Genomic DNA, 25,238 nt, shown 5'->3' with positions numbered 1-25,238 from the left:
GATCGAGGCGACCTGTCCGCGGGGACAGGATCAGGCCTGACGGTTCGGGCGCGGCCAGCTGAACCCGAAACGACCCATGACCTGGCGAGATCGCGCGGCCGGTGCGAGGGACGTGATGCGTTCGCGGCGGCGCTGCGCCCTCTCGCGCGCGCGTCGCCGCTATAGTCGCGGCCGTGAACAACGGCTTGCGCATCTTACTCATCATCGGCGGCGTGACCGGTGTCATGGCCATCGCGTGCCCGCTGATGTGGGCCGAGGGCTACGAAGAGACCATGCTGAAGGGCCCGGTCGTCGACACCTGGTCCGTGCCGGCCTTCGACCCCGCGCCGGTCGTCCTGACCGGCGCGAGCTGGGCCTCGATCCCCGCGCGCACCGCCGACGGCAAGGTCGCAGGATGGGTCCACGAGGGCGCCGAGGGCAAGTTCGTCGCTCTCGACGAGGCCAGCGGGCGCGTGCTGTGGCAGGTCTCGACCGGACCCGTGCCGGCCGACCTGGTGCGCAAGGACGGCTGGCGGATCAAGGAGCTCGTGCCGGCGGTGCCGCTGACGCTCGCCGGTCCCGGCGTCTATCTCGTGGCCGGGAATCGCACGTGGATGCTCGTCGCCGAGGGCGGGGCCTCGGTCAAGACCGGCAACTTCCCGTCGCAGGTGCCGCCGGCGACGGGCGCCGCGTGCCTCGTCGGCGGCGACTTCTGGATCTCGATCGCCGACGATCGAGACGGCGGCGTCATGCTCAGCGCCGCCGGCGTGCTCGCCGACGTGCGCAGCGATCGGCCGGCGGGGTGCTTGCCGGCCGGCCATGGCACCGAGTTGAAGATCATCAGCGCGCTGCAGAACGCGCACGCCGACCCCACGCCGTACGCGCCCGACGACTGGGTCCGCGGCTATCCGCCGGAGGTCTGCGGCAAGTACAACAAGTCCAAGATGCGACGGACCGGGAACGAGTGGTGCTCCGACATGCGGACCACTGACGGCGACCCCAAGCGATCCGTCATGATCCACATCAGCGATCCGGTGTTCCGTGAGGAGGACGAGTGGCGGATGGTCACCCTGCCGGATCAGTACTCCGGCGGCATCGACTTCAACCCCTCGATCGTCGGCTTCGAGCTGTCGTGGCCGCGCGCCTTCTTCGACATGACCGAGTACCGCCACGTGACGGCCCAGAACAACCCGTCGTCGACCTCGTTCGAGGCGAAGAAGGTCGAGCAGCGCACCGAGGTGACCGAGATCGTCGCCTCGATCGCCCGCACCGGCGAGCTGCAGTGGGCGCGCAGCGTCTGGCGCGGCGACATGGCCCGGGTGTCGCCCGACTTCTCCGAGAACTGGTCCTACACGCGCTCGCTGCTGCTCGCCTCGCACGCCGGATCGCCGACGCAGAACCTGTACGTCTTCAAGCCCGGCATGCTGCTCGCCGTCGATCAGGCCACCGGCGCGCCGCGCTTCCAGGTCGGCGCCCCGCTGCCGCCGCCGACCTGGTGAGCCGCCATCGGCGCCGAAAAAGGGCCGTCGATCGAACGCTCTCGAGGACATGCTCGATCGCGCATGTTCTCGAGAGCATGTTGTTTTCGACATGCTCTCATGGACCTGTCTCTACGAGCAGTTCCTCGACGATCGCCGCGACCTCGGCCGGGCGCTCGGCCTGGACCGTGTGACCGGCGCCGGCGATCGTGCGCAGATCGGCGCCGAGCCTGTCGGCCAGGACGCGCCCGGCGGCCGCGAGCGCCGGCGAATCGGCGCCGCCGACGACCACGCGCACAGGCAGGCGCAGCCCGCCGAGGCCGTCGAGCAGGGCCGGGCGGGCCACCCAGCACCGGACCGCGCGGGCCATGTCGCGGCGGTCCATCGCCTGCAGGTGGGCCGTGGTCGCGCCGCGCACGTCGGCGGCGGCGTCGGGCGCGTGCAGGCCGGCGAGGACGCTGGCGAGCACCGGCGCGGGGCCGAGAGTGCGCAGGATCGTGGCGAGCGCGCCGAAGGTCAGGCGGTCGCGCGCGCTCGCGGTGTACGGGTTGGCGGCGGTCAGCACCAGCGCGCCGATCTGCTCGGGGCGCGCGCGCGCCAGCTCGACGGCCGCGGCGGCCCCGAGCGAGGTGCCGACGACGATCGCGTCGCGGGCGGCCAGGCTGTCGAGGACGGCGGCGAGGTCGGCGGCCAGATCGGCGGTCGAGAACGCGCGCGCGGTGCCGCGACTGTCGCCGTGGCCGCGCAGGTCGACGTTGACGACGTGCGCGCGCGGGGCCAGTCGCGCGGCCACGGCGGTGAAGCTGCCGCGGTGCGCCAGCAAGTTGTGCGCGAGGACGACGACGCGGGACCCGCTGCGGCCGAGCTCGTCGAACACCACGCGTTGACCATCGCGGACGATCGCGGGCACGACCCTGTGCGTGCCACGACGTCGCGTGCGGAGGCAAGTCCCGGTTGAGCCGTAGCGACGCCTGCGTTACCGTGAAGTGACGAGCCCTCCGTGCCGGTACGCATCATCCCAGGCGCCGTCAGCACCGATCGTCTACGCGCGCTCGTGATCTCCGACGGTGGCGACGCGCCGCCGGCCCTGACGATCGAGGCGCTGCAGGGCGGACCCGCGCCGGCGCTGCAGGTCCGCGCGCACGCGGCCGGCGACTCGCGCATCGATCAACACGTCCGCAAGGCCGGCCTGTCGCTGTGGGTGTGCGAGGCCGCGGGCCTGCGGCCGGGCGCGGATTATCACTTGCGCGCCGGCAGCGAGCGGCCGGTGCACTTCAAGACCTTCCCGGCCCAGCTGCCGAAGACCGGTATCTCGCTGGCGCTGGCGAGCTGCTACTACGAGGCGTTCGGCCGCCACAAGGACTACTTGCAGGTGCTGCAGTCGGCGCCGGGCTACGGGCCGCTGGCGGCCAAGCTGCTGGTCGGCGACAACATCTACGTCGACGTCGGCGCCGCGCCCGGGCAGGCGCGCAGCGGCGCCGAGGAGACGGTCGGGCGCTATCTGCAGTACTACTGGCGCGGCGGCTACGCCGACGTCCTGTCGTACCTGCCGACCTTCTGCCTGTGGGACGACCACGAGCTGTGGAACAACTACCCCGAGTGGCAGGTGCACCTGGCGCGCAGCATGGGCAACGCGCGGGCCGACTACACCGCGGCCGCGCTCGGCTCGCTCAAGCTGTTTCAGGCGGTCTTGAACCCGCCGCCCGCGGCGCGCTCGGGCCTGTCGTACCGCTTCGACATCCCGCCGGTGTCGTGCTTCGCCCTCGACCTGCGGGCCGGTCGCACGGTCATGAAGACGGCCAGCCCGCGCATGACCACCGAGGCCGAGCTGGCGGCGTTCGAGCGCTGGGCGGCCAACCTCGAGGCGCCGGGGATCGCCATCTTCGGCCAGCCGCTGTGGATCGACCGCGGCAACTGGATGGACTTCCAGCCGCCCGACTTCTCCGCGGAGTACTCGCGGATCTGGCGGGCGCTGACGAACGCGCCGTACGACGTCCTGGTGCTCTCGGGCGACGTCCACCACAGCCGCCTGCTCGAGCTCGACACCGCCAAGGACCGCAAGGTGTGGGAGCTCGTCAGCTCGCCGGCGTGCATGATCCCGACCATGGAGTCGATCGGCGCCCAGGCGTTCGACGTGCAGGACAAGGGGATCCTGACGTTCCCGCTGGCCTATCCTGGCGGCCCCTCCGGCCCGCCGAACCTGCGCGCGTACCACTTCGGCACCGAGATCAGCAACACGATCGCCTTTATCAAACTCGCGCCCGCCGACGCCGGCGGGATCGCAGTCACCGCCTGCTTCATGGACCTGACGACCAAGACGGTCGCCCGCAACACCAGGCCGAAAGTGGCCGCCCCGCTGGCGACGCCGCAGCCGGAGTGGTGCCAGACCACCTTCGTGCTCAAGAAGCGGGCGTGAGGCCGGCTGTCCGGCAGGGCATGTCCTGCAGAGCATGCATGAACGAGCATGCTCCAAGGAGCATGTCGCTGAGGACATGGTGACGGAGCCGGCGCCGACAGTGCGCCCGCATCGTGGACGGCAGCCGTGACGCCTACTTCGCGGCCGCCGGCGCCGCGCCGAGGACGGGCAGGCGCACCCGGCTGGCGTGGGCGGCCGCGCGGTGGACCTTGTGCGTGGCCTTCTTGAAGTCGCGGGCGTCGGCCTTGAAGATGTTGGGCACGAAGGTCTGCGGGTTGCGGTCGACCAGCGGGAACCAGGTGCTCTGGACCTGGATCATCACGCGGTGCCCCTTCTTGAAGGTGTGGAGGACGTCGAGCAGGGGGACGCGGACCTTCGTCGGTTTCCCGGGCACGAACGGGGCCGGCTTCTCCGCGCTGTCACGGAAGCGGCCGCGCACCACCTCGCTGCGGACCATCATCTGGTAGCCGCCGAGCTTGCCGTACTTGACCTCGTCGCGCTCGCCCTTGGTCGCGCCGGTGTCGCCCGGGAGGACGTCGATGAGCTTGACGATCCAGTCGGCGTCGGTACCCGTGGTCGACACCCACAGCTCGGCCTCGACCGGGCCCGCGACCGTCAGGTCCTCGGCCAGCGGCGGGGTCTCGTAGACCAGCACGTCGGGCCGGCGGGCGGCGAACCGCTGGTCCTCGGTCATGTACTCCTTCGTCATCCCGCTGGCGATCTCCTGGGTGAAGGGGACCGGCCGGGCCGGGTCGCTCTCGAACTGGTCGAACCCGGACCTGGCCTTCGGGACATCCTCGGCCAGCGAGCCGCCTTCCCCGAAGTACATGTCCTTCGCGCCAGCCTGCGGCGGCCAGGCGGGGAACGCCTGCCAGCGGCGGGCGCCGGTGTCGAACAGGTGGGCGTCGCCGGCCGGCGGGGCGCCGACGCCCTTGAGGAAGTGCTCGAAGAACGGCAGCTCGAGCCGCTCCTGGTACTCCAGCGAGGTCTTGGCCCCGAACTCGATGTCGCCGAGGCGGTCGCCGTCGGTGCGCGACCAGCCGCCGTGGCCCCACGGGCCCATGACGAGGATGTTGAACGCGCCGGGGGCGTTCTGCTCGACGGTGCGATAGATGTTGAGCGGGCCGTACAGGTCCTCGGCGTCGAACAGACCGCCGACGACCATCACCGCGGGGGCGACCTTGCGCAGGTGCGGCAGGAGGTCGCGCTTCTGCCAGAACTCGTCGCGGTTCGGGTGCTCGAGCATCTCGTTCCAGAACGCGACCTCGCCGTGCAGGTGGCGCTCCTGCAGGTTCTTCAACGGGCCGGTGTCGAGGAAGAACCGGTAGCCGTCGCCGGTGCCGTGGTCGAAGCGGCGGCTCCACTGGGTGGTCGGCTGCGGCCGCGGCTTGCCGAACGAGGCGAAGAAGTTGAACGTGTGCGGCAGGAAGAACGCGCCGTGGTGGTGGAAGTCGTCGTACCACCAGTCGGCGATCGGCGCCTGCGGGCTGACCGCGGCCAGCGCCGGGTGCGGATCGATCATGCCGGCCGCGGCGTAGAAGCCGGGGTAGGAGATGCCGTAGAGGCCGACCTTGCCGTTGTTGCCGGCGACGTTGGCGACCAGCCAGGCGATCGTGTCGTAGGCGTCGGTGCTCTGGTCGACGTCCTTCGGACCTGACTTTTGGGCCAGGTGCGGCGTCATGTTGACGAACTCGCCCTCGGACATGAACGCGCCGCGGACGTCCTGGTCGACGAAGATGTAGCCGGCGCGCAGGAAGATCGGGCTCGGGCCGATCCGCTCGGGGAACTTGTCCTCGCCGTAGGGGCTGCAGCTGTACGGCGTGCGCTTCAGCAGGATCGGGTACGTCTTCGAGGTGTCTTTCGGGGTGTAGATCGCCGTGTGCAGGTGCACCCCGTCGCGCATCGGGATTCGCACCTCGCGCTTGGTGTAGTTGGCGGCCAGATACGCGGCGACGGCCGGGCCTTTGGCCTCGGGCGGCGCGGGCGCGGCGGCGGACGCTGCTACGCCCGGTTCAGGGCAGGGAGCCGCGTCCGCGGGCTTCTGGACGGTGTAGGCGGGTCGGCACGCCGCGAGGGCGAGGGCCACGGCGGAGGCACGCTGGGCGACGCTCACCGCTCCGGTATACTCCGGCCTCCGCGCGGCGGACAGCCCAAGAGCAGCCCATGAGCATCGGAATTCTGACGAGCGGGGGCGACGCCCCCGGGATGAACGCGGCCGTTCGTGCGGCCTTTCGCTGCCTCAAGATGCGCGACCCGGACTGCGAGATCGTGTTCTTCCGCGACGGCTTCCGCGGCCTCGCGCGCCGGCTCGACTCGTCGTCCGACCGCAACGTCGATCGCAGGGCGGTCCGCGACATCATCCACCGCGGCGGCACCTTCATCGGCACCGGCCGCGTGCCCGAGCTGCTGCTGCCGGCGGAAGGCCACCCCAGCTACGCCGAGCGCGTCGCGGCCCGCGACGACTTCCTCAAGGTCGCGGCCATCAACCTCTACCAGATGCGCGTCGACAACCTCATCGTGATCGGCGGCGACGGCTCGTTCCGCGGCGCCCGCATCATCGGCGACGCGTTCCGCCAGCACTTCCCGCGCCGGCCGTTCCGCGTCATCGGCATCCCCGGCACCATCGACAACGACCTCCACGGCACCGAGTACTCGATCGGCTACGACACGGCGCTCAACAACGTCGTCGACGCCATCCGCAAGCTGCGCGACACCATCGAGTCGCACCGCCGCGCTATCATCCTCGAGGTCATGGGCAACACGTCGGGCTGGCTGGCGCTGCAGTCGGCGATCGCCGGCGGCGCGGCGGTGGTCGCCATCCCCGAGGTCGAGGAGACCTGGGACCACGACCGCATCGTCCGCTCGCTCGACGCCGGGGTCCGCCGCGACTACCGCTACTTCATCATCGTCGTCGCCGAGGGCGTGCGCCGCCGCGCCGGCGAGGACTGGTGCGAGGGCCTGAAGCGCAAGCTGGAGTCCGACCCCGCCATCGAGTCGCACCTCGGCCACCCGATGGAGGTCCGCATCAACTCGGTCGGCCACATCGCCCGCGGCGGCAGCCCGACCGCGCTCGACAACACCCTGGCCGGTCTGCTCGGCTCCGGCGCCGCCGACGTGGCCCAGATCGGCCGCCTCGACAGCCAGCCGCCGGTCGAGGGCGACGTGATGGTCGGCTGCCGCGGGCCGCAGACGATCCTGACGCCGCTCGACGAGGTCATCGAGCGCTCGCCCAGACTCGTCACCCGCGACAGCGAGCTGTACCAGCTGTCGCAGCGGCTGATGCTCAGCGCTGAGCAGCCGTTCTAAGGCTGTCCCCAGGGGCATGTCTTTATGGGCATGTCCCGGACTACATGTCGCTAGTGACATGTCGGCCAGGACATGTCCTCGGGGACCGCCGGCGTGGCCTCAGGAGTTCGCCGGCGCGGCGTGGGCCGCGAGGGCCCGCAGGACGGCCAGTGCGGCGTCGAGTTGGGCGTCGGTCGGCAGCTTGTCCCACGGCCAGATCAGCACGACGATACCGTTCTGGACCATCAGGTAGGGGCGCGGCAGGCCCTCGAGCGCGGCCCGCAGCGGCCCGTCGCACAGGGCGGCGGCCCGTCGCGGCGGCGAGGCGTGGGTGGCGAAGCGGGCGTCGAAGGCGTCGTCGCCGGTGCGCACGCGGTCGCCGGGGCGGCGCGCGGTGTAGGCGATCGGCGAGCTGAGGGCGAACACCTCGATCACGACCCACGGGCTGCGGTCGATGCGGGCCTCGAGGAACACGCCGAGGTCGCCGTGGGCCAGGGCGCCCTGGCTGAGGTGGAAGGCGACCTGGTCGGCGTTGCCGATGACGGCGAAGCCGCCGGCGCGCTCGACCAGGTGCCAGCCGCGTCGCTCGGCGAGGCTCGACCAGCGGGCCCGGTCGCGGTCGAGCGCGCGTCGGTGGCGGTACCACAGGTTGCCCAGCAAAAAGCCCGCCAGCGCCGCGAGGATGGCGTTCAGGAGCAGGGCCATGGGCGAAATGCCGGCGATCATTGCGGCGGCAGTTTAACACGATCGCGGCGCGGGGGCCGCGCGTCCGAGATGTCCGAAGAGACAGGCCGTTCCGCCCGCGGGCGCGCGCGGCGGGCGGCGCGGCGGCGACCTCATGGCGCGCGACAGACCCCGACGTCGGCGTACTCGGGCGGCGGCGTGGCGTCGTACGGCAGGCACTGCGGCAGCTCGGCCGGGCAGCTCGGCTGGCTCAAAGAACAGAGCGGGGCGCAGCAGCGCTCGCCCGCGCAGCCGCTCACGAGGTCGGCCAAATCACACACGTGCCCCGGCGCGCAGTCGGTCTCGCCGGCACAGGGCATCCCCGCACCCGCCGGCTCGCCCGCGGGCGCGTAGCGGCAGAGGAAGCCGTCGACGCCGCTCGAGCGCACGCACAGGGTCGCCGGCGGCGGGCAGTCCTGCGCCAGCGGATCGCACAGGGGATAGCAGAGGAAGCTGGCCTCCGGCTGCTCGTAGCAGCGCGCGTCCGGATCGACGCAGCCGTCGTCCTCGCCGCACAGGCCGAGGCAGCGGCCGTGCAGGTCGGCGGCGCTCTCGAAGTACCAACAGATCAGGCCGAGGCCGCAGTCGTCGATGCCGCTGTGGGCGTAGTCCTCGGTCTCGCACGGCTCGCCGAGCTCCGCGGGATCGCCGGCGAGCGGCACACAGCGCGCGCCGTTCCAGTCGTCCGCCATCATCGACGCGAACGGGGCGCACTTGTGCCCCGCAGGGCAGTCCTGCCGCCGCGGATCGCAGTGATAGCCCTCGCTCGGCAGCTCCGGCTCGCTCGCGCCGGTGGTGGTGGTGGTGGTGCCGGTGGTGGTGGTGCCGGTGGTCGTCGGCTCCTGCGGCTCGGTGGTCCAGCGCTGTTCGCCGCCGCTCGTGGTCGAGGTCCCATCGGCGGTGGTGCCCGCGGGGCCGACGGGCTTCCCGGCGCAGGCGCAGGCGAGCAGGACGACGACGACCGGGGAGCGCACGATCGCCAGTGTAGCGCGCCCCGCCGCCCGGGCGCAGCGGGGGGCCATGAACGCCGTCGCGGCGCGCCGGCGGCCGGCAAAACGCGGCTCACTGCGGCAGCGCGCAGAGGCCGAGGTTCTCGTATTTGGGCGCCGGATCCTCGAACCACGGCACGCACTCCTGGCCGGCGCCGGGGCAGGTGTTGGGCTGGGAGAGGTCGCAGAGCGGCAGGCAGCAGTTGGGCGCCATCGGATCGCACTCGACGGCGAGGTCGGCGGTCACGCACGCGAGGCCCGGGTCGCAGACGTTGGCGTACTCGCACGGGTCGAACACCTGGCCCTCGTCGAGGCTGAGGTCGGGGGCGCAGGTGAACGCGTCCTCGATCGGGACCGGGACGCACACCTGGCCTTCGGGGCAGTCCGTCCCCAGCGGATCGCAGGTCGCCAGGCACAGGCTCAGCACGCTGTCGCCGGACACCGCGCAGTAGCTCTCCGGATCGGCGCAGGTCGGATCTTGCGGGGTGCCGCCGCACCACGGCACGCAGGTGCCCGTGAGCTCGTCGTCGATCCAGAAGCACTGGAGGTGCTCGTCGCACGAGTCGATGCCCGAGTTCACCTCGCCGCTGACGGTGCAGGGATCGCCGGCCTGGCCCGGCTGCGGCGCGATCGGGACGCACTTGACGAAGTGCCAGCCGTTCTCACCGGGGTCGCCGTAGGCGCTGCACTTCTGGCCTTCGGGACAGTCGTCGGCGAACGGGTCGCACTCGCCGCCGCCGAGGTCGACGGGGAAGAGGAGCGTGGTGCTCTCGACGCCGCTGGTGCTGGTGCTGACGCCGGGCGGATCGCCGGTGGTGCCGGCCGACGGGTCGTCGGCGGTGGTCTGACCGAGGCTCGTCGTGCCGCTCGAGCTCGAGCTGTCGAGCATGCCCGGGGTCGTCTTGCCGTCGGTCGGCTCGCTGCCGACGGGCGGGCCGTCGGTGTCTTCGCCGACCTTGGGGCCGCAGGCGAGCAGGAGGAAGAGGGGGAGCGCGAGAATTCGGGTGGACATGGCGATAAACTCCGTAGTTCCAGTCGCCGGGCCGTCGGGGGCGCGGCGAGAAGGACATGTAGATTCGGACATGGTCGTCAATACATATTCATAGGGACATGATGGATAGGACATGGTGAATCGGACCTGTTCGAAAGGCTAGGGCGGTGGCAGGCCGCACACGCCCAGGTCCTCGTGGCCGGGCGGGGCCTGGCCCTGCTCGAACCACGGCAGGCACTCCTGGCCCGCGCCGGGGCACGACGGCGGGGCGGTGAGGTCGCAGTGCGGGAGGCAGCAGCCGAACACGTCGGGGTCGCACTCGCCGGCCAGCTCGGAGTTCACGCAGGCGAGGCCCGGGTCGCAGGCGTTGATGAACTCGCACGGGTCGAACAGCTGGCCCTCGTCGCCGCTGGCGTCGAAGACGCAGGTGAAGTTCGAGCCGTTGTTGGAGACGCACACCTCGCCGGGTCCGCAGTCGGGCGCGAGCGGGTCGCAGTCTGGCACGCAAAGGATGAGCACGCCGTCGCCCGAGAGGGCGCAGGTGGCGTCGGGCTGCTCGCAGTCGGGATTGTCGGGCGAGCCGACGCACATGGCGAGGCAGGTGCCCTGGAGGGTGTCGGGGTCGGCGAAGAAGCACTGCAGGTGCTTGCCGCAGGTGTCCTCGCCGCTGACGGGCGAGCCGATGACGCTGCACGGCTCACCGAGGCCGTCGGGGTCCGGGACGATGTCGACGCACTTGGTGGAGTTCCAGCTGCTGCCGCCGTCGCTGGCCCACGCCATGCATTTCTGTCCTTCGGGACAGTCCTCGATCCACGGGTCGCACTCGTTGGGGTTGCTGAAGTCCGGCGCGGGGAGGAACGGCGTGGTGGTGAGGGCCTCGGTGGTCGGAGCGGGCTCGCCGGTGGTGGGGAACGCGGTCGTGGGATCGGTGGTGGTGGGCGGCGGCAGGGTCGTCCCGGGAGCCGTGGTCGACGCCGTCGTGGTGCCCCCGGAGGTGCCGGGCTCGGGATCGCCGGTGGTGGTCGTCGCGGGCCCGCCGGTGGGCGCGTCGTCGGTGTCCCCGGTGGGGCGGGCGACGCAGGCGGCGAGGACGAGCGGGAGGAGGACGCGCGGGCGACGAGACATGAGGGTCGGTCCTGGTGAAAGGTGCAGGTGGTGATAAGGTCATGTCCTTCAGGACATGTTTTTTGGAGCAGATAGAGGTGGCGGTCGCTCGTGCGTGGTCACGGGAGGGCGCACAGGCCGACGTCTTCGAGGCCGGGCGGGGCCTGGCCGGGCACGTACCAGGCGACGCAGGCCTGGCCCTGGCCGGGGCAGGTGTTCGGGAGGTCGAGGTCGCAGTACGGCAGGCAGCAGCCGTTCGCCCGCGGATCGCACTCGTCGGCGAGCTCGGGCTCGGCGCACGTCAGGCCGGGATCACAGGCCCGGACGTGCACGCACGGGTCGAAGGCTTGACCCTCGTCGCCGCTGTCGTCGGAATAGCAGCCCCAGAACTCCTCGTCCCACGGGGTGCAGGGCCCGCCGTTGGGGCAGTCCTGCGCGAGGGGGTCGCAGGAGGGGAGGCACAGGCTGAGGATGTCCTCGCCCGGGAAGGTGCTCGAGCAGCGGCTGCCGGGGGCGCAGACGGGGGCGTCGGGCGAGCCGGTGCAGTGGGGCAGGCAGATGCCCACGCCGGTGTCCGACTGCGTGAACCAGCACATCAGGCCCTCGTCGCAGGTGTCCTCGCCGCTGGCAGGGACGCCGAGAAGCTGGCACGGCTCGTGGAATCCGGCCGGAGCGGGCACGACGTCGACGCATTTCAGGGTCTCCCAGGCGTTGTCGCCGTCGGCGGAGTGCGGGGAGCACTTCATGCCCTCGGGACAGTCCTGCTCGAAGAGGTCGCACTCCTTGCTCCCGCCGCCGTCGGGCGGCTGGATGAAGGTGACGCCGCCCGAGGTCAGGGCCTCGCTCGTGCTCGTCGCGGTCGTCGTCGTGGGCGCCGCCGAGGTCGTGGCGGTGGTGCCGGTGGTGGCGATGCTCGTGGTGATGATGGTGTCGGTCGCGCTCGTCCCCGGGGCGTCGGCGGCGGGGACGCAGGCGCAGGCGAGGAGGAGCGCGGTTGCCCTTCGGGACATGTCCGAACGGTCCTGCGGTCAGCGAGCGGCCTCGTCGGGCGAGTCGCACGCCTGGTCGAAGGGGCAGGTCGGATAGGGCCGGGTCGACAGGGCGATCGCGCCGGCGGCTTCAAAGGCTGCCCTTAAGGACATGTCCTCTTCGGCAGCCGCGAGGGGCCGCTTCAGCGGCTCGACGCGGGCGGCCGGTTCGGGGTTGGCGGAGACGCGGCTCGGCTCGACCGTCAGGTGCGTCGCGGCGGCGACGAACAGGCCGGTCCAGACACAAAGTCGCGCGATGGTGGCGGTGCGCGTACGGCGTGAAACTGACATCTCGTCTTCATTGTGCCCCATGTTTTTGCCAAAAGAAATAAAACGAATGGTAGTTTTTGAAGAATAACTGGCGCAACTGGGCCGATGTCCGATCGCGGTCCGAGCCTGGCGGACCGGTCCGCGGGCCTGTGCGGGGTCGTGGTGCGACACCTCGGCGAGGGCCCGGGCAATCGTGTCGGGCGATGCCGGGACGACCTGTCTGAAGGGACACGTCGGTGACCGCGGGGACGCACACCTCAGGGCAAGTGGGTGCAGAGGAACTCGAGGCGCTCGGTCGACAGGGCGGCGTCGAGGCCCAGGCCGTAGGCGAACCCGTCGAGGCCTGGTGAGAAAACCTGTCCCATGGGACAGTCGGTGCGGAGGAACTCGAGGCGCCCGGTCGCGGCGCAGGCCGCTGTCGCGGTCTTCAGGGCAAGTGGGTGCGGAGGAACTCGAGGCGCTCGGTCGACAGGGCGGCGTCGAGTTCCAGGCCGTAGGCGAACCCGTCGAGACCTGGTGAGAAAACCTGTCCCATGGGACAGTCGGTGCGGAGGAACCCGCGGCGCTCGGTCGCGGCGCAGGCCGCTGTCGAGGTCTTCAGGGCAAGTGGGTGCGGAGGAACTCGAGGCGCTCGGTCCAGAGCGCGGCGTCGAGGCGCAGACCGCTGTCGGCGTCGGGGTCTTCCTGCAGCTCGGCGAGGACGCGGGCAGCGGCGTCGTAGTTGCGGGCGCGGGCCTGGGCCTCGAGCAGCATGAGCCGCGCGCCGCGGCGCAGCTCGGCAGTGGAGAGCGCGTGCTCGTCCTCCTCGGGGTGGAGCGCGCGCTGCAGCGGCTCGATCGCGGCGGCGCCCTGCTGGACGTTGAGCAGCTGGCGGCCGAGGAGGTAGCCGCCGAGCGGGGCGTAGCGCGGCAGCGCGGCGATCTGCTCGGCCGCGTAGAGGCGCAGGACGGCCTCGCTCGGGTGCTCGGGGTTGGGCTCGAACGGATCGAAGTAGGCCAGGACGCGCGGCGCGAGGGCCGGATCGGCGGCGCCCATGCGCTTGATCTGCAGCTGGCGGATCTGGTTGTCGCCGAGGCCGCGGGTCAGCGCGCGGTCGTAGTAGGTGAGCGCGACCGGGAGGTCGAAGCGGGCCAGAGCGAGATCGCCGAGGCGCTCGTCGACCAGCGCGGCGATCGTGTCGGAGAGGTCGTTCTGGCGCGACAGCTCGGCCAGGGTGGCCGCGGCGGCGTCCTGCATGCCGGCCTGCGCCTCGGCCTGGGCCAGCAGCAGGCGGTGCTCGGGCTGCTCGGGCTCGATGCTGCAGAGGTCGCGCAAGGTGTCGATGCGCTCGACCTCGAGGCCGCGGTGGTGGGCGAGGTTGGCCTCGGCCAGCAGGTCGGCGGCCCGGTGGGCGCAGGGGCGCTGGAAGATCGGCCGCTGCTTGAAGCGCTGGCGCAGCGCCTCGACGTCGCGGGCCCGCAGCGGCCGCGCGCGCAGGAACGCCAGCCACTCGACCTCGAGCGCGTCGAGGGATGTCCCGTAGGACAGGTCGAAGTCGCCCGCGGTGCCGTAGAGGCGGAGGAAGGGCTCGACGCCGCGGGTGTCGATGAGCCAGCGGCAGAACGAGCCGGCCGCGGTGTAGGCCCGCCGCGACGACTTGCCCCAGAAGCCGAAGCCCATGATGTCCCCGAGGACAGGTCGCAGCTCGAGCCGGTCGAGGATCGCGGCCTGGTCGTGAAGGTCGAGGCCGGACTCGCTGCGCGGGGCGAACGCGGTGGCGAAGCCCTCGATCAGCGCGAGGTTGACCCGCAGGCCGCGCCACGAGACCGCCGAGGAGGTGCCGAACAGCGGCTCGCCGACGGTGTACGAGAACACGTGGGCGAGCTCGTGGTGGAGCACGCGGTGGGGGAAGGCCTGCTCGTTGAGGTAGATGTGGCCGCGCCACGGCGGCGCGACCTCGGTGTTGCCGGCGCCGATCCAGGCCCGCTTGAGCTCGGGGGTGGGGAACACGAAGCTGTGGACGGGGACCCGCGGCTCGCGGCCGATCTGGGCGGCGAGCCGGCGCCAGGCGAACTCGTGCTCGGCGGCGAGGAGGTCGATGTCGCGGGCGGCGGCCGAGTTGGCGGCGTAGTGGATGACGAAGTGGTCGGTGACGCGGGTGCGCGGGAGGGCATTGGCCAGGCTGGCCTCGGTGGCGTGGAAGCCGTTCTCGGCGGCGAACACCCCGAGCAGCGCGCCGGGCATCAGGCAGGCCAGCAGCGCGGCGACGGTGAACGGCGAGCGACGCAGGCTGACGCCGCGCAGCTGTACTTTGAGACCTGGCCCCAAGGTCAGGCTGAGCAGGGCCAGGGCGGCGCCGGCGACGAGGAAGTTGTAGGCGCGGAACCACCACAGGCGGGCGGTGATCGGGATGGCCTCGTCGTACAGCGGGCCGGCGAAGTAGCCCCAGAACGGATCGATGGCGTAGACGACCGGGTCGACGTAGATCCGCCACAGGCCGAGGACCAGCGAGAAGACGAGCGGGACGCTCGCCAGCGCCAGCTGCACGCCGCGCCGGTGGGCCAGGACGCCGCCCCACAGGCCGGCGACCAGGCCGAGCAGGCCGGAGGCGGTCGGCAGGACGAGGAACCACAGCAGGCCGCCGGGGAGGTCGCAGTTGATCTGCCAGAAGTTGGCGAGGATGAAGGCGCCGAGCGAGAGCGTGAGCAGGCTGCAGAGGTCGCCGAGGCCGCGCAGGAACAGCAGCCTCAGGCGCTCGCCGGAGGTCTGCAGGGACATGGCGTGCGGATCGGAGGCGTGGGCCTGCCGGGTGTCCCGCACCGCGTCGACGCCGACGGCGAGGGCGAACAGGCTGATCACCGGGGTGAGGACCAGCGCGCCCTCGTAGCCGAGCGCGCCGAACAGCGGCTGGGTGGTGAGGCCGAGCGTGAAGAGGAGGACGAACCACCGCCGCCGCAGGGCCGGTGTGGTGAAGTGTCGACGGACGGCGTGGATCGACATCGAGGCGCGCTCGCTGTGATTCTTAGCCGATCTGGCCCCGGACGGCCGCGGCCCAGGCGTCGAGGTCGCCGAGGCTGTCGCGCAGCTCGGCCGCGCCGTCCTCCAGCGCGGTCATCGCCGCCTCGAGCAGCTGCTTGGCCCTTCGCAGACGGGTGCGGATGGTGCCCTCGGGAACCCCCAGGATGTCGGCGATCTCGCGCGCGCCGAGCTTCTCCCAGAAGTAGAGCTCGAGCAGGACCTGGTGATCGAGCGGGATCCGCCGCAGGCCGAGCAGGAGCAGCCGCTCCTCTCGCCGCCGCGCGAGCAAGGTGGCCGGGGTCGGCCGCAGGTCGTGCACGCTGGTGAGCCCGAAGTCGAGGCGCGCCCCCTCGCGCAGCTTGCCGCGCAGGTGCTTGTAGAGGACGTTGTGGGCGACTGCGAACAGGAAGGTGCGGAAGCTCGAGTCGCCGCGGATCCGCTCCTTGCTCTCGAGACAGGCGAGGAAGGTCTTCTGCACGAGGTCCCCGGCGTCGTCGTCCACCTTGTTGCGGAAGAAGCGGGCGATCGCGGGGTAGTGGCGCTCGAACAGCTGGACGCCGGCCTTGCTGTCGCCGCCCCGCCAGGCGACGTAGAGCTCTTCGTCGGGCTGCATGCCGACGAGCAGTGTAGCGCACGCGGACGGGCGGAGGACGCGGCGGGACCGTCGCAAACGGCCCGCGCGCGCCCGCCTCGACCTCACTTCGCGCGCGCGACGGCGGCGCGGCGCGGGCTCGGAAAATTTCGCGGAACGCGGAGGCGACGACGTCCACCGCGTCGCATGGCGACGCGCTGGCGACCTCGCGGCCGCCCGGGGTCGCGCGCGCGTTGGCCGATCGAGGCGAAAATTGGCAACCAGAATCGTCGGCGTTTTGAAAATTAGTATCAATGATCCTGGATGAGAAAGGCAACTTTGTGGCGATAGATCGGTGGTTGGAAGTTTTATTGAAAATGAATATCATTACTTCTAACCATCGTGGCCGACATGACCATGCCTGCTCCTGCCCGATCTCCGCTGTCCTTCCTCGTCTTCGCGGCCGCGCTCGCTTGCGGCGCCGAATCGACGTCGTCGACCGAGGCCCCCGTGTCCGGGACCGAGGCGACGACGAGCGGTGCGACGACGAGCGGCGTCGAGACGGGCGCCACTTCCGAGGCGACGACGTCGTCCGCGAGCACGAGCGCCGAGACGACGACGACGACCACGCAGGAGCCGACGACCGACGCGACCACGGCGGCGAGCTCGACTGCGACGACCGCCTCGTCCGCGACCACCGAGGCCGCGTGCGCGGGCGAGGCCACCGACGAGTGCACGGGCTGCATGCGCGAGGCGTGCTGCGAGGCGCTGGCCGACTGCCAGGCGGACGCGAGCTGCCTGGCCTGTGTGTCAGGCGAGGACGGCGAGGCGTGCGAGTCGAACCCGGACACGCACGCGCGCGTCGACGCGTACCTCGAGTGCAAGGGCGCGGCGTGTCAGGAGGCGTGCATCGGCGGGCCGGTCGGCAGCTGCGAGGACGCGCTGGCCGAGCTCGGGCAGGACGCGTGCACGACCTGCCTGGGCACGAACTGCTGCGACGAGATCGCGGGCTGCCACGCCAACACTGTGTGCTGGACGGGCTGCTTCACGGTTCACGACGACGCGGTGTGCCACAGCGATCCCGACGGCCACGCGCTCTACCACGCGCTCAGCGCCTGCGCGTCGCAGTCGTGCCAGGCGGAGTGCTTCTGAGGCGAATTTCCGGTCGGCCGGAGACGGATCGCTCTCTGCCGCGACGCGACCGCGCGGCCCCGTCTCCGGTCGACCGGACCCTTGTCGTGCGATCGCAGGTACAACACGCCGCAGTCGTGGCGACGATGCGGGTGCGGGCCGACGCGCTGGATGGTGCCGGTCACCCGCGCACTGCCGGGGTCACGCGGGTGCGCTTTGGCCCGTCCTGAGCCGAGAGACATGCGGGATGGGACATGTCCCCGAGAGCATGGGCCTCGGGACATGCGCCCTGGGGCATGTCCAGGCGGTCAGTTGCCGGAGACGTTGCCCATCGAGGCGTTGATGTACGACGGCAGGACCACGCGGACCTCGGTCTGAGAGGTGTGGAACTGGACGGGGAGGGCGGTGGCGCCGGCGATGCTGCGGCGGATGGCCGGGATCCCGCGGCCGATCTGCTCGAGCAGGCCGAGGTGGCGGGCAGTGGCGGCCAGCAGCGGGTTGCGCGGGAACGAGGCGCCGCCGTGCTGGGCCAGCTCGTCGAGCGAGATCGGGAGGGCGAGGCCGCCGGGGCTCCAGATCTCGAGGCGGTCGTTGAAGATCCGCAGCGAGACGCGGCCGCTGAGGCGGTAGTCGCGGTGGACGAGAGCGTTGACCAGCGCCTCGCGCACGGCCTCCTCGGGGTACTCGGGCGCGAGGTCGGACGGGATCAGGAGGTTGGGCGCGGCGCGGGTGTTGGCGCGCACGAACTCGAGGCCGAGGCGGACGAGCTCGGCGAGGTTGCCCTCGGCGTCGAGCCGGGCGGCGACCGGGTCGGCCAGGGCGGCGCCGCGGATCCGCACGATCGAGACGCCCCACTCGGGCCGGGCGACCTGCGGAGCTGTCCCAAAGGCCATGAGGCCGACGACCGTGGGCGTGGGCTGGCCGCCGGTGGTGCCGATGAGGCCGAGCCGCTGGGCGGCGCGCTCGAACACCCCGGGCTCGGTGCCGAGGCCAGGGACGCGACGACGGACGTAGGCCTCGAGCGCGGCGAGGTCGAGGTCGTCGACGCTGGCGCCGGCGACGGGACTGCGCTCGAAGCCGAGCGGCGTGGGGGCCACGAGGCTCATGCGTGGAGTGTAACCGGCCTTGCGTCCGGCGTGGCCGGGCGGTTCAGCGCGGCGGACGATCGGGGGGGGAGCCAGGGACGCGCGAGGCAGGACCCCGCGCGGTCGCGAGGCCTGGAAATTCCGCCGCACCGGCGATGGCTGGCGGTCGAGGTCGTCGTGAGACGCGTGGGCGCGCCGCGGGTGGACCGCGTCGCAGGCGCATGACTGCGGCGAACGAGGCGCGCGCGGCAGGCGAGGGCGCGAGGCGCTGGCGCGCACGAGGACCGCTCGTGCGCGGATCGATGCGGCGCGCGCCGTGCAGGCGCGCAGCGGAGTTCGCTGCGGCGAGAGGTCAGCGCGCGGCGCGGTTGTAGGCGTCGAGGCCGGCGCGCAGGATCTCGAGGCAACGCGCGAGCTTGTCGCGGCCGAGGACGTAGGCGATCCGCACCTGGTTCTTGCCGAGCCCGGGCGTGGCGTAGAAGCCCTCGGCCGGGGCCATCATCACGGTCTCGCCGCCGAGGTCGAAGTCGCGGAGCATGAAGATGCAAAAGTCTTCGGCGTCGGCGACCGGTAGATCGGTGATGAGATAGAAGGCGCCGGTGGGCGTGGGGCAGGAGACGCCGGGGATCGCGTTGAGGCCGGCGACGATGAGGTCGCGGCGGGCGCGGTACTCGTCGACCATGGCCCGCATGTCGGCGGCCGGGGTGCGCAGGGCGGCCAGCGCGGCGTACTGATCGACGGTCGGCGGAGACAGGCGCGCCTGGGCGAACCGCAGGCAGGCCGAGTAGAGCGCGGCGTTGCGAGTGACGAGGCAGCCGACCCGCGCGCCGCAGGCGGAGTAGCGCTTCGAGACGGAGTCGATCATCACCGCGTGGTCGGCGAGGCCGGGCACTGCGAGCACTGACGGCGCGCGCGGCACCGGTGCGCCGGCGGGGACCGGCTGGTCGGGGTAGACGAACTCGCGGTAGACCTCGTCGACGACGAAGAAGATGCCGGCCTGGACGCACACCTCGCCGAGCGCGGCGAGGTCGCCGGCGCTCAGCACCATGCCGGTCGGGTTGCCCGGCGACGGGATGATGAAGGCCCGCGTCTTCGGGGTGATCGCGGCGCGCACGCGCTCGGGCGGGACGGCGAAGCTCTCGCGCGCGTGGGTCGAGACGGGCACGACGTCGACGCCGAGGATGTGCGAGAAGCCGCGGTAGTTGGTGTAGTAAGGCTCGGCGACGAGGATCTGATCGCCGACGTCGCAGGCGGCGGCGATGGCGAACAGCAGCGCCTCGCTGCCGCCGACGGTGACGAGGATCTGGCCGGGAGTGATGGGGCCGCCGCCGCGCGCGGCGTCGAGGCCGTTGTAGTGCTCGGCGAGAGCTGTCCGATAGGTCAGGTAACCCTCGGACGGGCTGTAGGCGACGACGCTCTCGTCGTAGGCCTGATAGGCGGCGAGCATCGGCTGCACGGTGGCGAGGTCGGGCTGACCGATGTTGAGGTGGTGCACGGTGACCCCGCGCGCCCGCGCCTGATCGGCGTACGGAGTGAGGCGGCGGATCGGGGACGCCGGGGCGTCGAGCCCGCGGCGGGACAGGCTGGGTGCGGTCATGGGCACGCGGAGTGTGAGACGGTTTGACGCGCTTGAGAAGGCCGCTGCGGCCGGCGCCGCGTGAACGAGCGCAAGCGCGGCGCAGGGGCCCGCCCGGGCGCGTTCCCGCCGGCGCGCCTCGCGGGCGCGGCCGGTGCGATCGCGTCAACGCACGGCGCTGTCGTCCCCGGGGTGGTGGTAGCGACCGGTGCTGCGCGCCCAGTCGTCGTGCCCGGAGATGAAGTGGATCAGGACCTGGACGTAGCGGCGCAGCTGGTCGTCGGTGTCCTCGTCGAAGCTCGGCAGGTCGGAGACGAGCCGCGAGAACTCGCGCATCTCGATGTTGTGCAGCTGGACAGTGCGGCCGATCGCCTCGTCGAAAGCGAGGCCGTCCTCGTGCATGAGCACGAGCACGGTGTTGTTGACCTCGCCCTTCGCGATCTCCTTCTCGACGGTGTAGATGTCGTTGGCGAGGCCGACGATGGTGCTGGCGCTGACCTCGAGCGCCTGCACTGCCTCGTGCTCGAGGACGTCCGGCGGGAGGAAGATGTGCTCGGTGAGCTCGCCGAGGAGGAAGCCGGTGTAGAGGCCGACGGTGATCTGGCGGATCTTGCTGTGGCTGGCGAACGCCGGGACGACGCCGGCCGCGCGGTACTTGGCCTCGTCCACGAAGGCGTTGAAGAGGCGCTCGACGCAGGCCGAAAACCGCGGGATCCAGTTGGGCACCCGCAGCTCGAGCATGCGCTCGCGCAGGTCGCCGAACGCCTGGGCGAACGGGTCGATGAGCTGCGGGTGGGCGCCGTCGCGGAACACGCCGAGCAGGCTGCGGAGGTAGGAGGCGACCTGCGCGGCGCCGTTCATCTGCTCGAGGCGATCGTCGAGGCAGCAGAACAGGGTGGTCCAGTCGACGGCGACCTGCAGCGCGACCATGTCGGCGGTGGCCGGGAAGATCCGCGCGAGCAAGTGACCGATCCGACTGTCGCGCAGGGCGTCGATGTGCTCCTGGCTGCGCGCGAAACCCATCGCCTGGGCCCACGCGACGGTGCTCTCGTGGATCTCGTCGGCGGCGGGATGGACTGACGGGTGGTACGGGCACTCGAGCGTGGGGAGCTGCATCAGACGCTGCCGCGGCTCCGACGATGACGCGAGAGGGTCGGCGTCGACAGCGTGCGCCGCCGCCGCCACCCCGGCCTGCTGCCCGGAGACGGCCACCAGCGCGCGCCCTCGCGGCCCCGTGCGGTTCGTCGCCGACGTCGTCGCGACCGCGGCGAGGCGGACGCTGAGCGGGCTGGTTCCGAACCGGCGGGTCATGGAGCTCTTTCGATCAGCGTCTGGGATCCGGCGTCGGATCACTCGCCGCAGCAAGCCGGCACACGCTTGCACCTGCCTCCGCGGCTTCATTGGCACTCCGACCACCACGCCACTTCAAGCTATACCGGATCCACCTGCATGCCGCACTTTGGCGGCGATTTCGGTGGGGTGGTGTGCCTTGGCGTGGGCACCTCGACATGACGAACCTTGACCGCGCCGACGGCACGCGACTGCGGGGCCTGGACCACGGGGGCGATGCAGGCGGAGCTGCGACCGCGAACGGTGCCGGTACATCGAATCGCGCAGAAGGCGCGCGACCTCGCCCGACCCTCTGCGGCCGCGGCTGTCCTGGAGAACAGCTGGTCCGGGGACGCTCAGCCGGCGTAAAGCTGCAGGTTCTCGCCGATGTCGTCGCTGATCGCCACGAGCGTCTGCAGCTCGGGGTGGCGCAACATCAAGAAGCCGTCGGAGACGAGGGTGTTGCGCCAGTTACGGCGCTGGGCACCGACCGGCAGCAAGTTGTCCCAGACGATGTGCTCCCCGTAGAGCTTGCGGATCCGGTCGAGGCCGACGATCCGCTGGATCTGGCCCTGACCCTGGGCGCGCTTGTAGATCGTGCTGACGTTGTACTTGCGCTCGATGTCGACGTCGAAGCGCCCCCAGGCGACGGCCCGACCCCATTCGCGGAACACGTCGAAGTCGCAGGCGTAGTTCATCTGGTCGACCTGGTGGGCGCCGGGCGGGCGGGCGCCGATCTCGCCGAAGACCACCTCGCCGTCGGCCTTCAGGTACCACTCCATGTGGGTGAAGCCGGAGCGGAAGCCGAGCGCGCGGATGACGTCGTGCCCCAGCTTGACGCCGCCCGCGAGCGCAGGCTGGTCGACGTTGCGGAGGGCGATCACCTGGGGGCTGATCCACTCGTTGCTGCGCGCGACGAGCGGCCGCGGGCGATACCAGGCGATGTTGAAGTAGGCGACCTTGCCCTCGATGCAGACGGTGTCGAAGGTGAACTCCGAGCCGTCGACGAACTCCTCGACGCTGACCTCGGGGACGTGCCCGAGGCGCGGCAGGACGGCCCGCAGCTCGTCGGCGGACTCGACCCGGTAGGTGTCGGCCGAGCCGGCGCCGGCGATCGGCTTGATGATGATCGGGAAGCCGATCTGCTCGGCGGCGTCCCAACACTCGGCGGTGGTGTTGCAGCGGACGTGCTTCGGCGTGCGCAGGCCGGCGGCGTCGAGGACCTGCTTCATCTGCTCCTTGTCGCGGAACGGCAAGGTCTGGGCGACGCCGAGGCCGTCGACGCCGAGGCCTTCGCGCAGGCGCGCGGCCAGCAGCATGCCCGGCTCCCACAGACACTCGACCTTGTCGATCCGGCGCGCCTCCGGCCAGCGGCGCACGGCCTCGACCACGGCGGCCTCGTCCCACAGCGAACGGACCTGCAAGTAACCGGCGAGGCGCTCGCGCACCGACGGCGGCAAGGCACCCGGGTGTTGGTCGCCGACGCCGTAGACGTTCGCGCCCACGTCGGCGAGGCCGCGGGTGAAGCTGGGCATCTCGCCGGGATAGCCGGGGGACAAGAGCAGGATGTTCATGCGAAAGCTCCGCCGAGGATCGGTATCAGGGCGCCCGGGCGGACGCAACGATTCAGCTCTGCTTGAGCTGCCGCTCGAGGCTGATCCCGAGCCGGTCCATGCGGCGGTAGAGGGCCTGACGCGACAGCCCGAGCTCGGCCGCGGCGCGGGCGATGACGCCGCCGTGGGTCTCGATGGCGGCGATGATCGAGCGCCGCTCGGCCTCGATCTCCTCGTTGTTGCCGACGGCCGCCGGCTTGGCGTCCGACGACGGGTGATTGCGCGGGGTGACGGTGCCGTCGGTCGCCGGCGCCTTGTCGTCGAGCCCGAGGTCGGCGGGGGTGACCTCGCCGCTCTGACACAGCAGGGTGGCCCGCTGGATCCGGTTCTGCAGCTCGCGGACGTTGCCGGGCCAGTCGTGGCCGAGGAGGGCGCGCATGGCCTCGTCGCCGAGCCGCAGCGGCTCGCGCCCGGGGGTGACCTGAGCCTGCAGGAAGGTCTCCGCCAGCGGCAGGACGTCCTCGCTGCGCTCGCGCAGCGGGGGGATCCGGATCTCGATGACGTTGAGGCGGAACAGCAGGTCCTCGCGGAACACCCCCTGGGCGATCATCTGCCGCAGGTTGGCGTTGGTGGCCGAGACGATGCGGACGTCGACCTTCTTGGTGCTGGTGCTGCCGAGCCGCTCGAACTCGCCGGTCTGCAGCACGCGCAGCAGCTTCATCTGACCCTTCGGCGACAGGTTGCCGATCTCGTCGAGGAACAGGGTGCCGCCGTCGGCGGCCTCGAAGCGGCCGATCCGTCGCTTGGTCGCGCCCGTGAAGGCGCCGATCTCGGCGCCGAACAGCTCGGCCTCGAGCAGCTCGTCGGGCAGGCCGCCGGCGTTGACCTTGACGAACGGCTGCAGCTTGCGCGGGCTGTTGGCGTGGACGATCTCGGCCAGCTTCTCCTTGCCGGAGCCGTTCGGCCCGGTGATGAGGACCGGCGCGTCGGCGCGGGCGACCGAGGTGGCGAGCGAGACGACGCGGTGCATCGCCTCGCTGGCGTAGACCAGGCCGCACAGGTCGTAGTGGCGCTGCAGCTCGTTACGCGCGCGCGCCGACTGGGCCCGCAGGCGGTGGTTCTCGAGCCCGAGCTCGCGCATGCGCAGCATGTTCTTGACGGTGGTGACGACCTTGGCGTCGTCCCACGGCTTGCCGAGGTAGTCGGCGGCGCCTTCCTTGACCAGCTGGACCGCGGTCTCGAGCGAGGTCCAGGCGGTCATGAGGAGCACCGGCAGGTCGGCGTCGAGGCGCTTGATCTCGCGGAACAGCGCGGCGCCCTCCTGGCCCGAGGTCGAGTCTGTCTGAAAGTTCATGTCCTGAACGACAGCCCCGACGTCGCCCCGGGCGATGATCTCGAGCGCGGCCTGCGGGGTGTGGGCGATCTGAGTGCTCATCCCGTGGACGTCGAACAGGATCTCGAGGGCGGTGCAGACCGAGGGGTTGTCGTCGACGATGAGCACCTGCTGCATGGCCAGGGTTTTACCCTGCCTTCGCGCGCCTGCGGGTGTTGTTTCGCGGCGAGCATGCGCCCACACCCCCGTTTCGGGCGGGCGCGCGCGGCGGTCCTCGCGCCTCGGCGTTTGCGGTGGTACGTCTTGGGCGGCATGGAAGCGAGCTTCCCGACGACCACTTTGTCCGTGGGCGGACTACAGTTCACCGCGCTGGAGGGATCCCGCTCGTCGGCGCGCGACCGCCGGCGGCCGCTGGTGCTGTGTCTGCACGGCTTCCCCGACCATCACCGGACCTGGCGGCTGCAGATCCCGGCGCTCGAGGCGGCGGGCTTCCGCGTGGTGGCGCCGCTGCTCCGCGGCTACGAACCGTCGTCCCAGCCGATCGACGACGACTACCACACGATCCGGATGGTCGAGGACGTGCTGGGCTTCATCGAGTACCTCGGCTGCCTGCGCGTCCACCTGGTCGGGCACGACTGGGGGGCGGTGATCGGCTACCAGGTCGCGGCCCGGGCGCCGGAGCGGCTGTCGTCGCTGACGGCGATGGCAGTGCCGCACCCGCGGCGGCTGGCGTCGCTGGGGGCGCTGCGGCTGCTCCCGGGGCAGCTCCGCAACTCCTGGTACATGTTCTTCTTTCAGCTGCGGCTCTTGTCCGACGCGGCGCTGCGGCGCAACGACTTCGCGCTGATCGACAGGCTGTGGCGCGACTGGTCGCCGGGGTTCACCCCGCCGGCCGAGGAGATGCGGCTGTTGAAGCGCACGTTCCGCCAGCCGGGGGTGGCCTCGGCCGCGCTCGGGTACTATCGCGACATGTTCGACCCGATCAGCCGGGCCGCCGCGACCTCGCGGGCGCTGATGCGGGAGAAGGTCTCGGTGCCGACGCTGGCGCTGACCGGGGCGCGCGACGGCTGCCTCGACACCCGGCTGTTCGATCTCATGCGCAACGAGGACTTCCCCCACGGTCTGTCGGTCCAGCGGATCGCGGGCGCGGGGCACTTTCTCCACCAGGAGCGGCCAGAGGAGGTCAACGAGAAGCTGGTCGACTTCCTCCGCCGCCACGAGCCCGGCGACATCGGCTGCGATTGAGGTCGCGGCGTGCGCATCGCCGCGGGCGGAATTGCCGGTCCGGCCCGAGCGGCGGACGAACGTGGTTCGCACGGTGATGCGCCGCGGAGGCGCGGCGAGAGCGGCGCCCGTCACATCCTTGGGGTGTGGGACCTGCCCACGTTTGCCCGCACAAG

Annotated in this window: 21 protein-coding genes; 5 read left to right on the top strand and 16 right to left on the bottom strand. The window is 71.4% G+C overall.

From position 1 onward, the window contains the following. Positions 1–173: 173 nt before the first annotated feature. On the top strand, positions 174–1,478 hold the full coding sequence (locus O0S08_RS23180; protein ID WP_269041404.1) for a hypothetical protein: 1,305 nt from the start codon (positions 174–176) through the stop codon (positions 1,476–1,478). Positions 1,479–1,575: 97 nt separating this feature from the next. Here O0S08_RS23180 and O0S08_RS23175 read toward each other — a convergent pair whose 3' ends face one another. Then, positions 1,576–2,367: an alpha/beta fold hydrolase gene (locus tag O0S08_RS23175; protein WP_269041403.1), complete on the bottom strand. Its 792-nt coding sequence runs from the start codon at positions 2,365–2,367 to the stop codon at positions 1,576–1,578. Positions 2,368–2,457: 90 nt separating this feature from the next. On the opposite strand from O0S08_RS23175, the gene O0S08_RS23170 reads away from it, so the two are divergent. Continuing rightward, on the top strand, positions 2,458–3,873 hold the full coding sequence (locus tag O0S08_RS23170) for an alkaline phosphatase D family protein (RefSeq protein WP_269041402.1): 1,416 nt from the start codon (positions 2,458–2,460) through the stop codon (positions 3,871–3,873). 133 nt (positions 3,874–4,006) lie between these two features. Here the strand turns inward: O0S08_RS23170 and O0S08_RS23165 are convergent, their stop codons facing one another. Then, on the bottom strand, positions 4,007–5,986 hold the full coding sequence (locus O0S08_RS23165; RefSeq protein WP_269041401.1) for a CocE/NonD family hydrolase: 1,980 nt from the start codon (positions 5,984–5,986) through the stop codon (positions 4,007–4,009). A 50-nt stretch (positions 5,987–6,036) separates the two neighbouring features. Between O0S08_RS23165 and O0S08_RS23160 the strand changes: the two genes are divergently transcribed. After that, the gene (locus tag O0S08_RS23160) at positions 6,037–7,179 is read left to right on the top strand and encodes a 6-phosphofructokinase (RefSeq protein WP_269041400.1); all 1,143 of its coding nucleotides are present in this window, start codon (positions 6,037–6,039) and stop codon (positions 7,177–7,179) included. Between the two features lie 99 nt (positions 7,180–7,278). On the opposite strand, the gene O0S08_RS23155 is transcribed toward O0S08_RS23160, so the two are convergent. The 9 genes from O0S08_RS23155 to O0S08_RS23115 all read right to left on the bottom strand — a co-directional run bounded on the left by O0S08_RS23155 (position 7,279) and on the right by O0S08_RS23115 (position 16,577). Continuing rightward, positions 7,279–7,863, bottom strand: coding sequence for a hypothetical protein (locus O0S08_RS23155; RefSeq protein ID WP_269041399.1), 585 nt, complete (start codon positions 7,861–7,863; stop codon positions 7,279–7,281). A 131-nt stretch (positions 7,864–7,994) separates the two neighbouring features. Further along, positions 7,995–8,855, bottom strand: a complete 861-nt coding sequence (locus O0S08_RS23150; RefSeq protein WP_269041398.1) for a hypothetical protein — start codon at positions 8,853–8,855, stop codon at positions 7,995–7,997. Between the two features lie 88 nt (positions 8,856–8,943). Then, positions 8,944–9,882, bottom strand: coding sequence for a hypothetical protein (locus O0S08_RS23145; RefSeq protein ID WP_269041397.1), 939 nt, complete (start codon positions 9,880–9,882; stop codon positions 8,944–8,946). 138 nt (positions 9,883–10,020) lie between these two features. After that, positions 10,021–10,986 (bottom strand): hypothetical protein, encoded by a 966-nt coding sequence (locus O0S08_RS23140; protein WP_269041396.1) that lies wholly within the window; start codon positions 10,984–10,986, stop codon positions 10,021–10,023. A 98-nt stretch (positions 10,987–11,084) separates the two neighbouring features. Next, positions 11,085–11,975, bottom strand: a complete 891-nt coding sequence (locus O0S08_RS23135) for a hypothetical protein (RefSeq protein ID WP_269041395.1) — start codon at positions 11,973–11,975, stop codon at positions 11,085–11,087. 18 nt (positions 11,976–11,993) lie between these two features. After that, positions 11,994–12,434, bottom strand: coding sequence for a hypothetical protein (locus O0S08_RS23130; protein ID WP_269041394.1), 441 nt, complete (start codon positions 12,432–12,434; stop codon positions 11,994–11,996). A 426-nt stretch (positions 12,435–12,860) separates the two neighbouring features. Next, positions 12,861–15,242: a hypothetical protein gene (locus O0S08_RS23125; RefSeq protein WP_269041393.1), complete on the bottom strand. Its 2,382-nt coding sequence runs from the start codon at positions 15,240–15,242 to the stop codon at positions 12,861–12,863. 22 nt (positions 15,243–15,264) lie between these two features. Further along, entirely contained in the window at positions 15,265–15,873 is a 609-nt protein-coding gene (locus O0S08_RS23120; protein ID WP_267707315.1) for an RNA polymerase sigma factor, read from the bottom strand. Between the two features lie 326 nt (positions 15,874–16,199). Continuing rightward, positions 16,200–16,577 carry a hypothetical protein gene (locus O0S08_RS23115; protein WP_269041392.1) on the bottom strand — a complete coding sequence of 126 codons (378 nt, stop codon included), beginning with the start codon at positions 16,575–16,577 and terminating at the stop codon, positions 16,200–16,202. Between O0S08_RS23115 and O0S08_RS23110 the strand changes: the two genes are divergently transcribed. Continuing rightward, a complete protein-coding gene (locus O0S08_RS23110; protein WP_269041391.1) occupies positions 16,576–16,983 on the top strand; it encodes a hypothetical protein in 408 nt (135 codons plus the stop codon). The two genes, O0S08_RS23115 and O0S08_RS23110, sit on opposite strands and share 2 nt — an antisense overlap. Before the next feature lie 287 nt (positions 16,984–17,270). Here the strand turns inward: O0S08_RS23110 and O0S08_RS23105 are convergent, their stop codons facing one another. From O0S08_RS23105 to O0S08_RS23085, 5 genes are all read right to left on the bottom strand, one after another. Then, the gene (locus O0S08_RS23105) at positions 17,271–18,068 is read right to left on the bottom strand and encodes an ATP-binding protein (protein ID WP_269041390.1); all 798 of its coding nucleotides are present in this window, start codon (positions 18,066–18,068) and stop codon (positions 17,271–17,273) included. A gap of 331 nt (positions 18,069–18,399) precedes the next feature. After that, positions 18,400–19,644 (bottom strand): pyridoxal phosphate-dependent aminotransferase, encoded by a 1,245-nt coding sequence (locus O0S08_RS23100; RefSeq protein ID WP_269041389.1) that lies wholly within the window; start codon positions 19,642–19,644, stop codon positions 18,400–18,402. A gap of 144 nt (positions 19,645–19,788) precedes the next feature. Further along, positions 19,789–20,934, bottom strand: a complete 1,146-nt coding sequence (locus tag O0S08_RS23095; RefSeq protein WP_269041388.1) for a terpene synthase family protein — start codon at positions 20,932–20,934, stop codon at positions 19,789–19,791. 374 nt (positions 20,935–21,308) lie between these two features. Then, on the bottom strand, positions 21,309–22,526 hold the full coding sequence (locus O0S08_RS23090) for an ATP-grasp domain-containing protein (RefSeq protein ID WP_269041387.1): 1,218 nt from the start codon (positions 22,524–22,526) through the stop codon (positions 21,309–21,311). Between the two features lie 52 nt (positions 22,527–22,578). Continuing rightward, positions 22,579–24,015, bottom strand: coding sequence for a sigma-54-dependent transcriptional regulator (locus tag O0S08_RS23085; RefSeq protein ID WP_269041386.1), 1,437 nt, complete (start codon positions 24,013–24,015; stop codon positions 22,579–22,581). 135 nt (positions 24,016–24,150) lie between these two features. Between O0S08_RS23085 and O0S08_RS23080 the strand changes: the two genes are divergently transcribed. Beyond that, complete coding sequence (locus O0S08_RS23080; RefSeq protein WP_269041385.1) at positions 24,151–25,083, top strand: alpha/beta fold hydrolase; 933 nt, start codon at positions 24,151–24,153, stop codon at positions 25,081–25,083. Positions 25,084–25,238: the final 155 nt, after the last annotated feature.

Origin of the sequence: Nannocystis punicea (assembly GCF_026965555.1) — a bacterium.
GTDB classification, from domain to species: domain Bacteria; phylum Myxococcota_A; class Polyangia; order Nannocystales; family Nannocystaceae; genus Nannocystis; species Nannocystis punicea.
Note: the sequence above shows the minus strand (reverse complement) of the source record. Positions and strands in the feature narration are given on the sequence as shown.

Excerpts from the sequence above, each read along its gene's own strand:
- O0S08_RS23090 (WP_269041387.1), bottom strand. The coding sequence starts at position 22,526 with ATGAACATCCTGCTCTTGTCCCCCGGCTATCCCGGCGAGATGCCCAGC.
- O0S08_RS23080 (WP_269041385.1), top strand. The coding sequence starts at position 24,151 with ATGGAAGCGAGCTTCCCGACGACCACTTTGTCCGTGGGCGGACTACAG.
- O0S08_RS23105 (WP_269041390.1), bottom strand. The coding sequence starts at position 18,068 with ATGAGCCTCGTGGCCCCCACGCCGCTCGGCTTCGAGCGCAGTCCCGTC.
- O0S08_RS23115 (WP_269041392.1), bottom strand. The coding sequence starts at position 16,577 with ATGCAGCCCGTGCACTCGTCGGTGGCCTCGCCCGCGCACGCGGCCTCG.
- O0S08_RS23140 (WP_269041396.1), bottom strand. The coding sequence starts at position 10,986 with ATGTCTCGTCGCCCGCGCGTCCTCCTCCCGCTCGTCCTCGCCGCCTGC.
- O0S08_RS23085 (WP_269041386.1), bottom strand. The coding sequence starts at position 24,015 with ATGCAGCAGGTGCTCATCGTCGACGACAACCCCTCGGTCTGCACCGCC.
- O0S08_RS23110 (WP_269041391.1), top strand. The coding sequence starts at position 16,576 with ATGCGCGAGGCGTGCTGCGAGGCGCTGGCCGACTGCCAGGCGGACGCG.
- O0S08_RS23120 (WP_267707315.1), bottom strand. The coding sequence starts at position 15,873 with ATGCAGCCCGACGAAGAGCTCTACGTCGCCTGGCGGGGCGGCGACAGC.
- O0S08_RS23095 (WP_269041388.1), bottom strand. The coding sequence starts at position 20,934 with ATGACCCGCCGGTTCGGAACCAGCCCGCTCAGCGTCCGCCTCGCCGCG.
- O0S08_RS23125 (WP_269041393.1), bottom strand. The coding sequence starts at position 15,242 with ATGTCGATCCACGCCGTCCGTCGACACTTCACCACACCGGCCCTGCGG.
- O0S08_RS23100 (WP_269041389.1), bottom strand. The coding sequence starts at position 19,644 with ATGACCGCACCCAGCCTGTCCCGCCGCGGGCTCGACGCCCCGGCGTCC.
- O0S08_RS23160 (WP_269041400.1), top strand. The coding sequence starts at position 6,037 with ATGAGCATCGGAATTCTGACGAGCGGGGGCGACGCCCCCGGGATGAAC.
- O0S08_RS23135 (WP_269041395.1), bottom strand. The coding sequence starts at position 11,975 with ATGTCCCGAAGGGCAACCGCGCTCCTCCTCGCCTGCGCCTGCGTCCCC.
- O0S08_RS23145 (WP_269041397.1), bottom strand. The coding sequence starts at position 9,882 with ATGTCCACCCGAATTCTCGCGCTCCCCCTCTTCCTCCTGCTCGCCTGC.
- O0S08_RS23155 (WP_269041399.1), bottom strand. The coding sequence starts at position 7,863 with ATGGCCCTGCTCCTGAACGCCATCCTCGCGGCGCTGGCGGGCTTTTTG.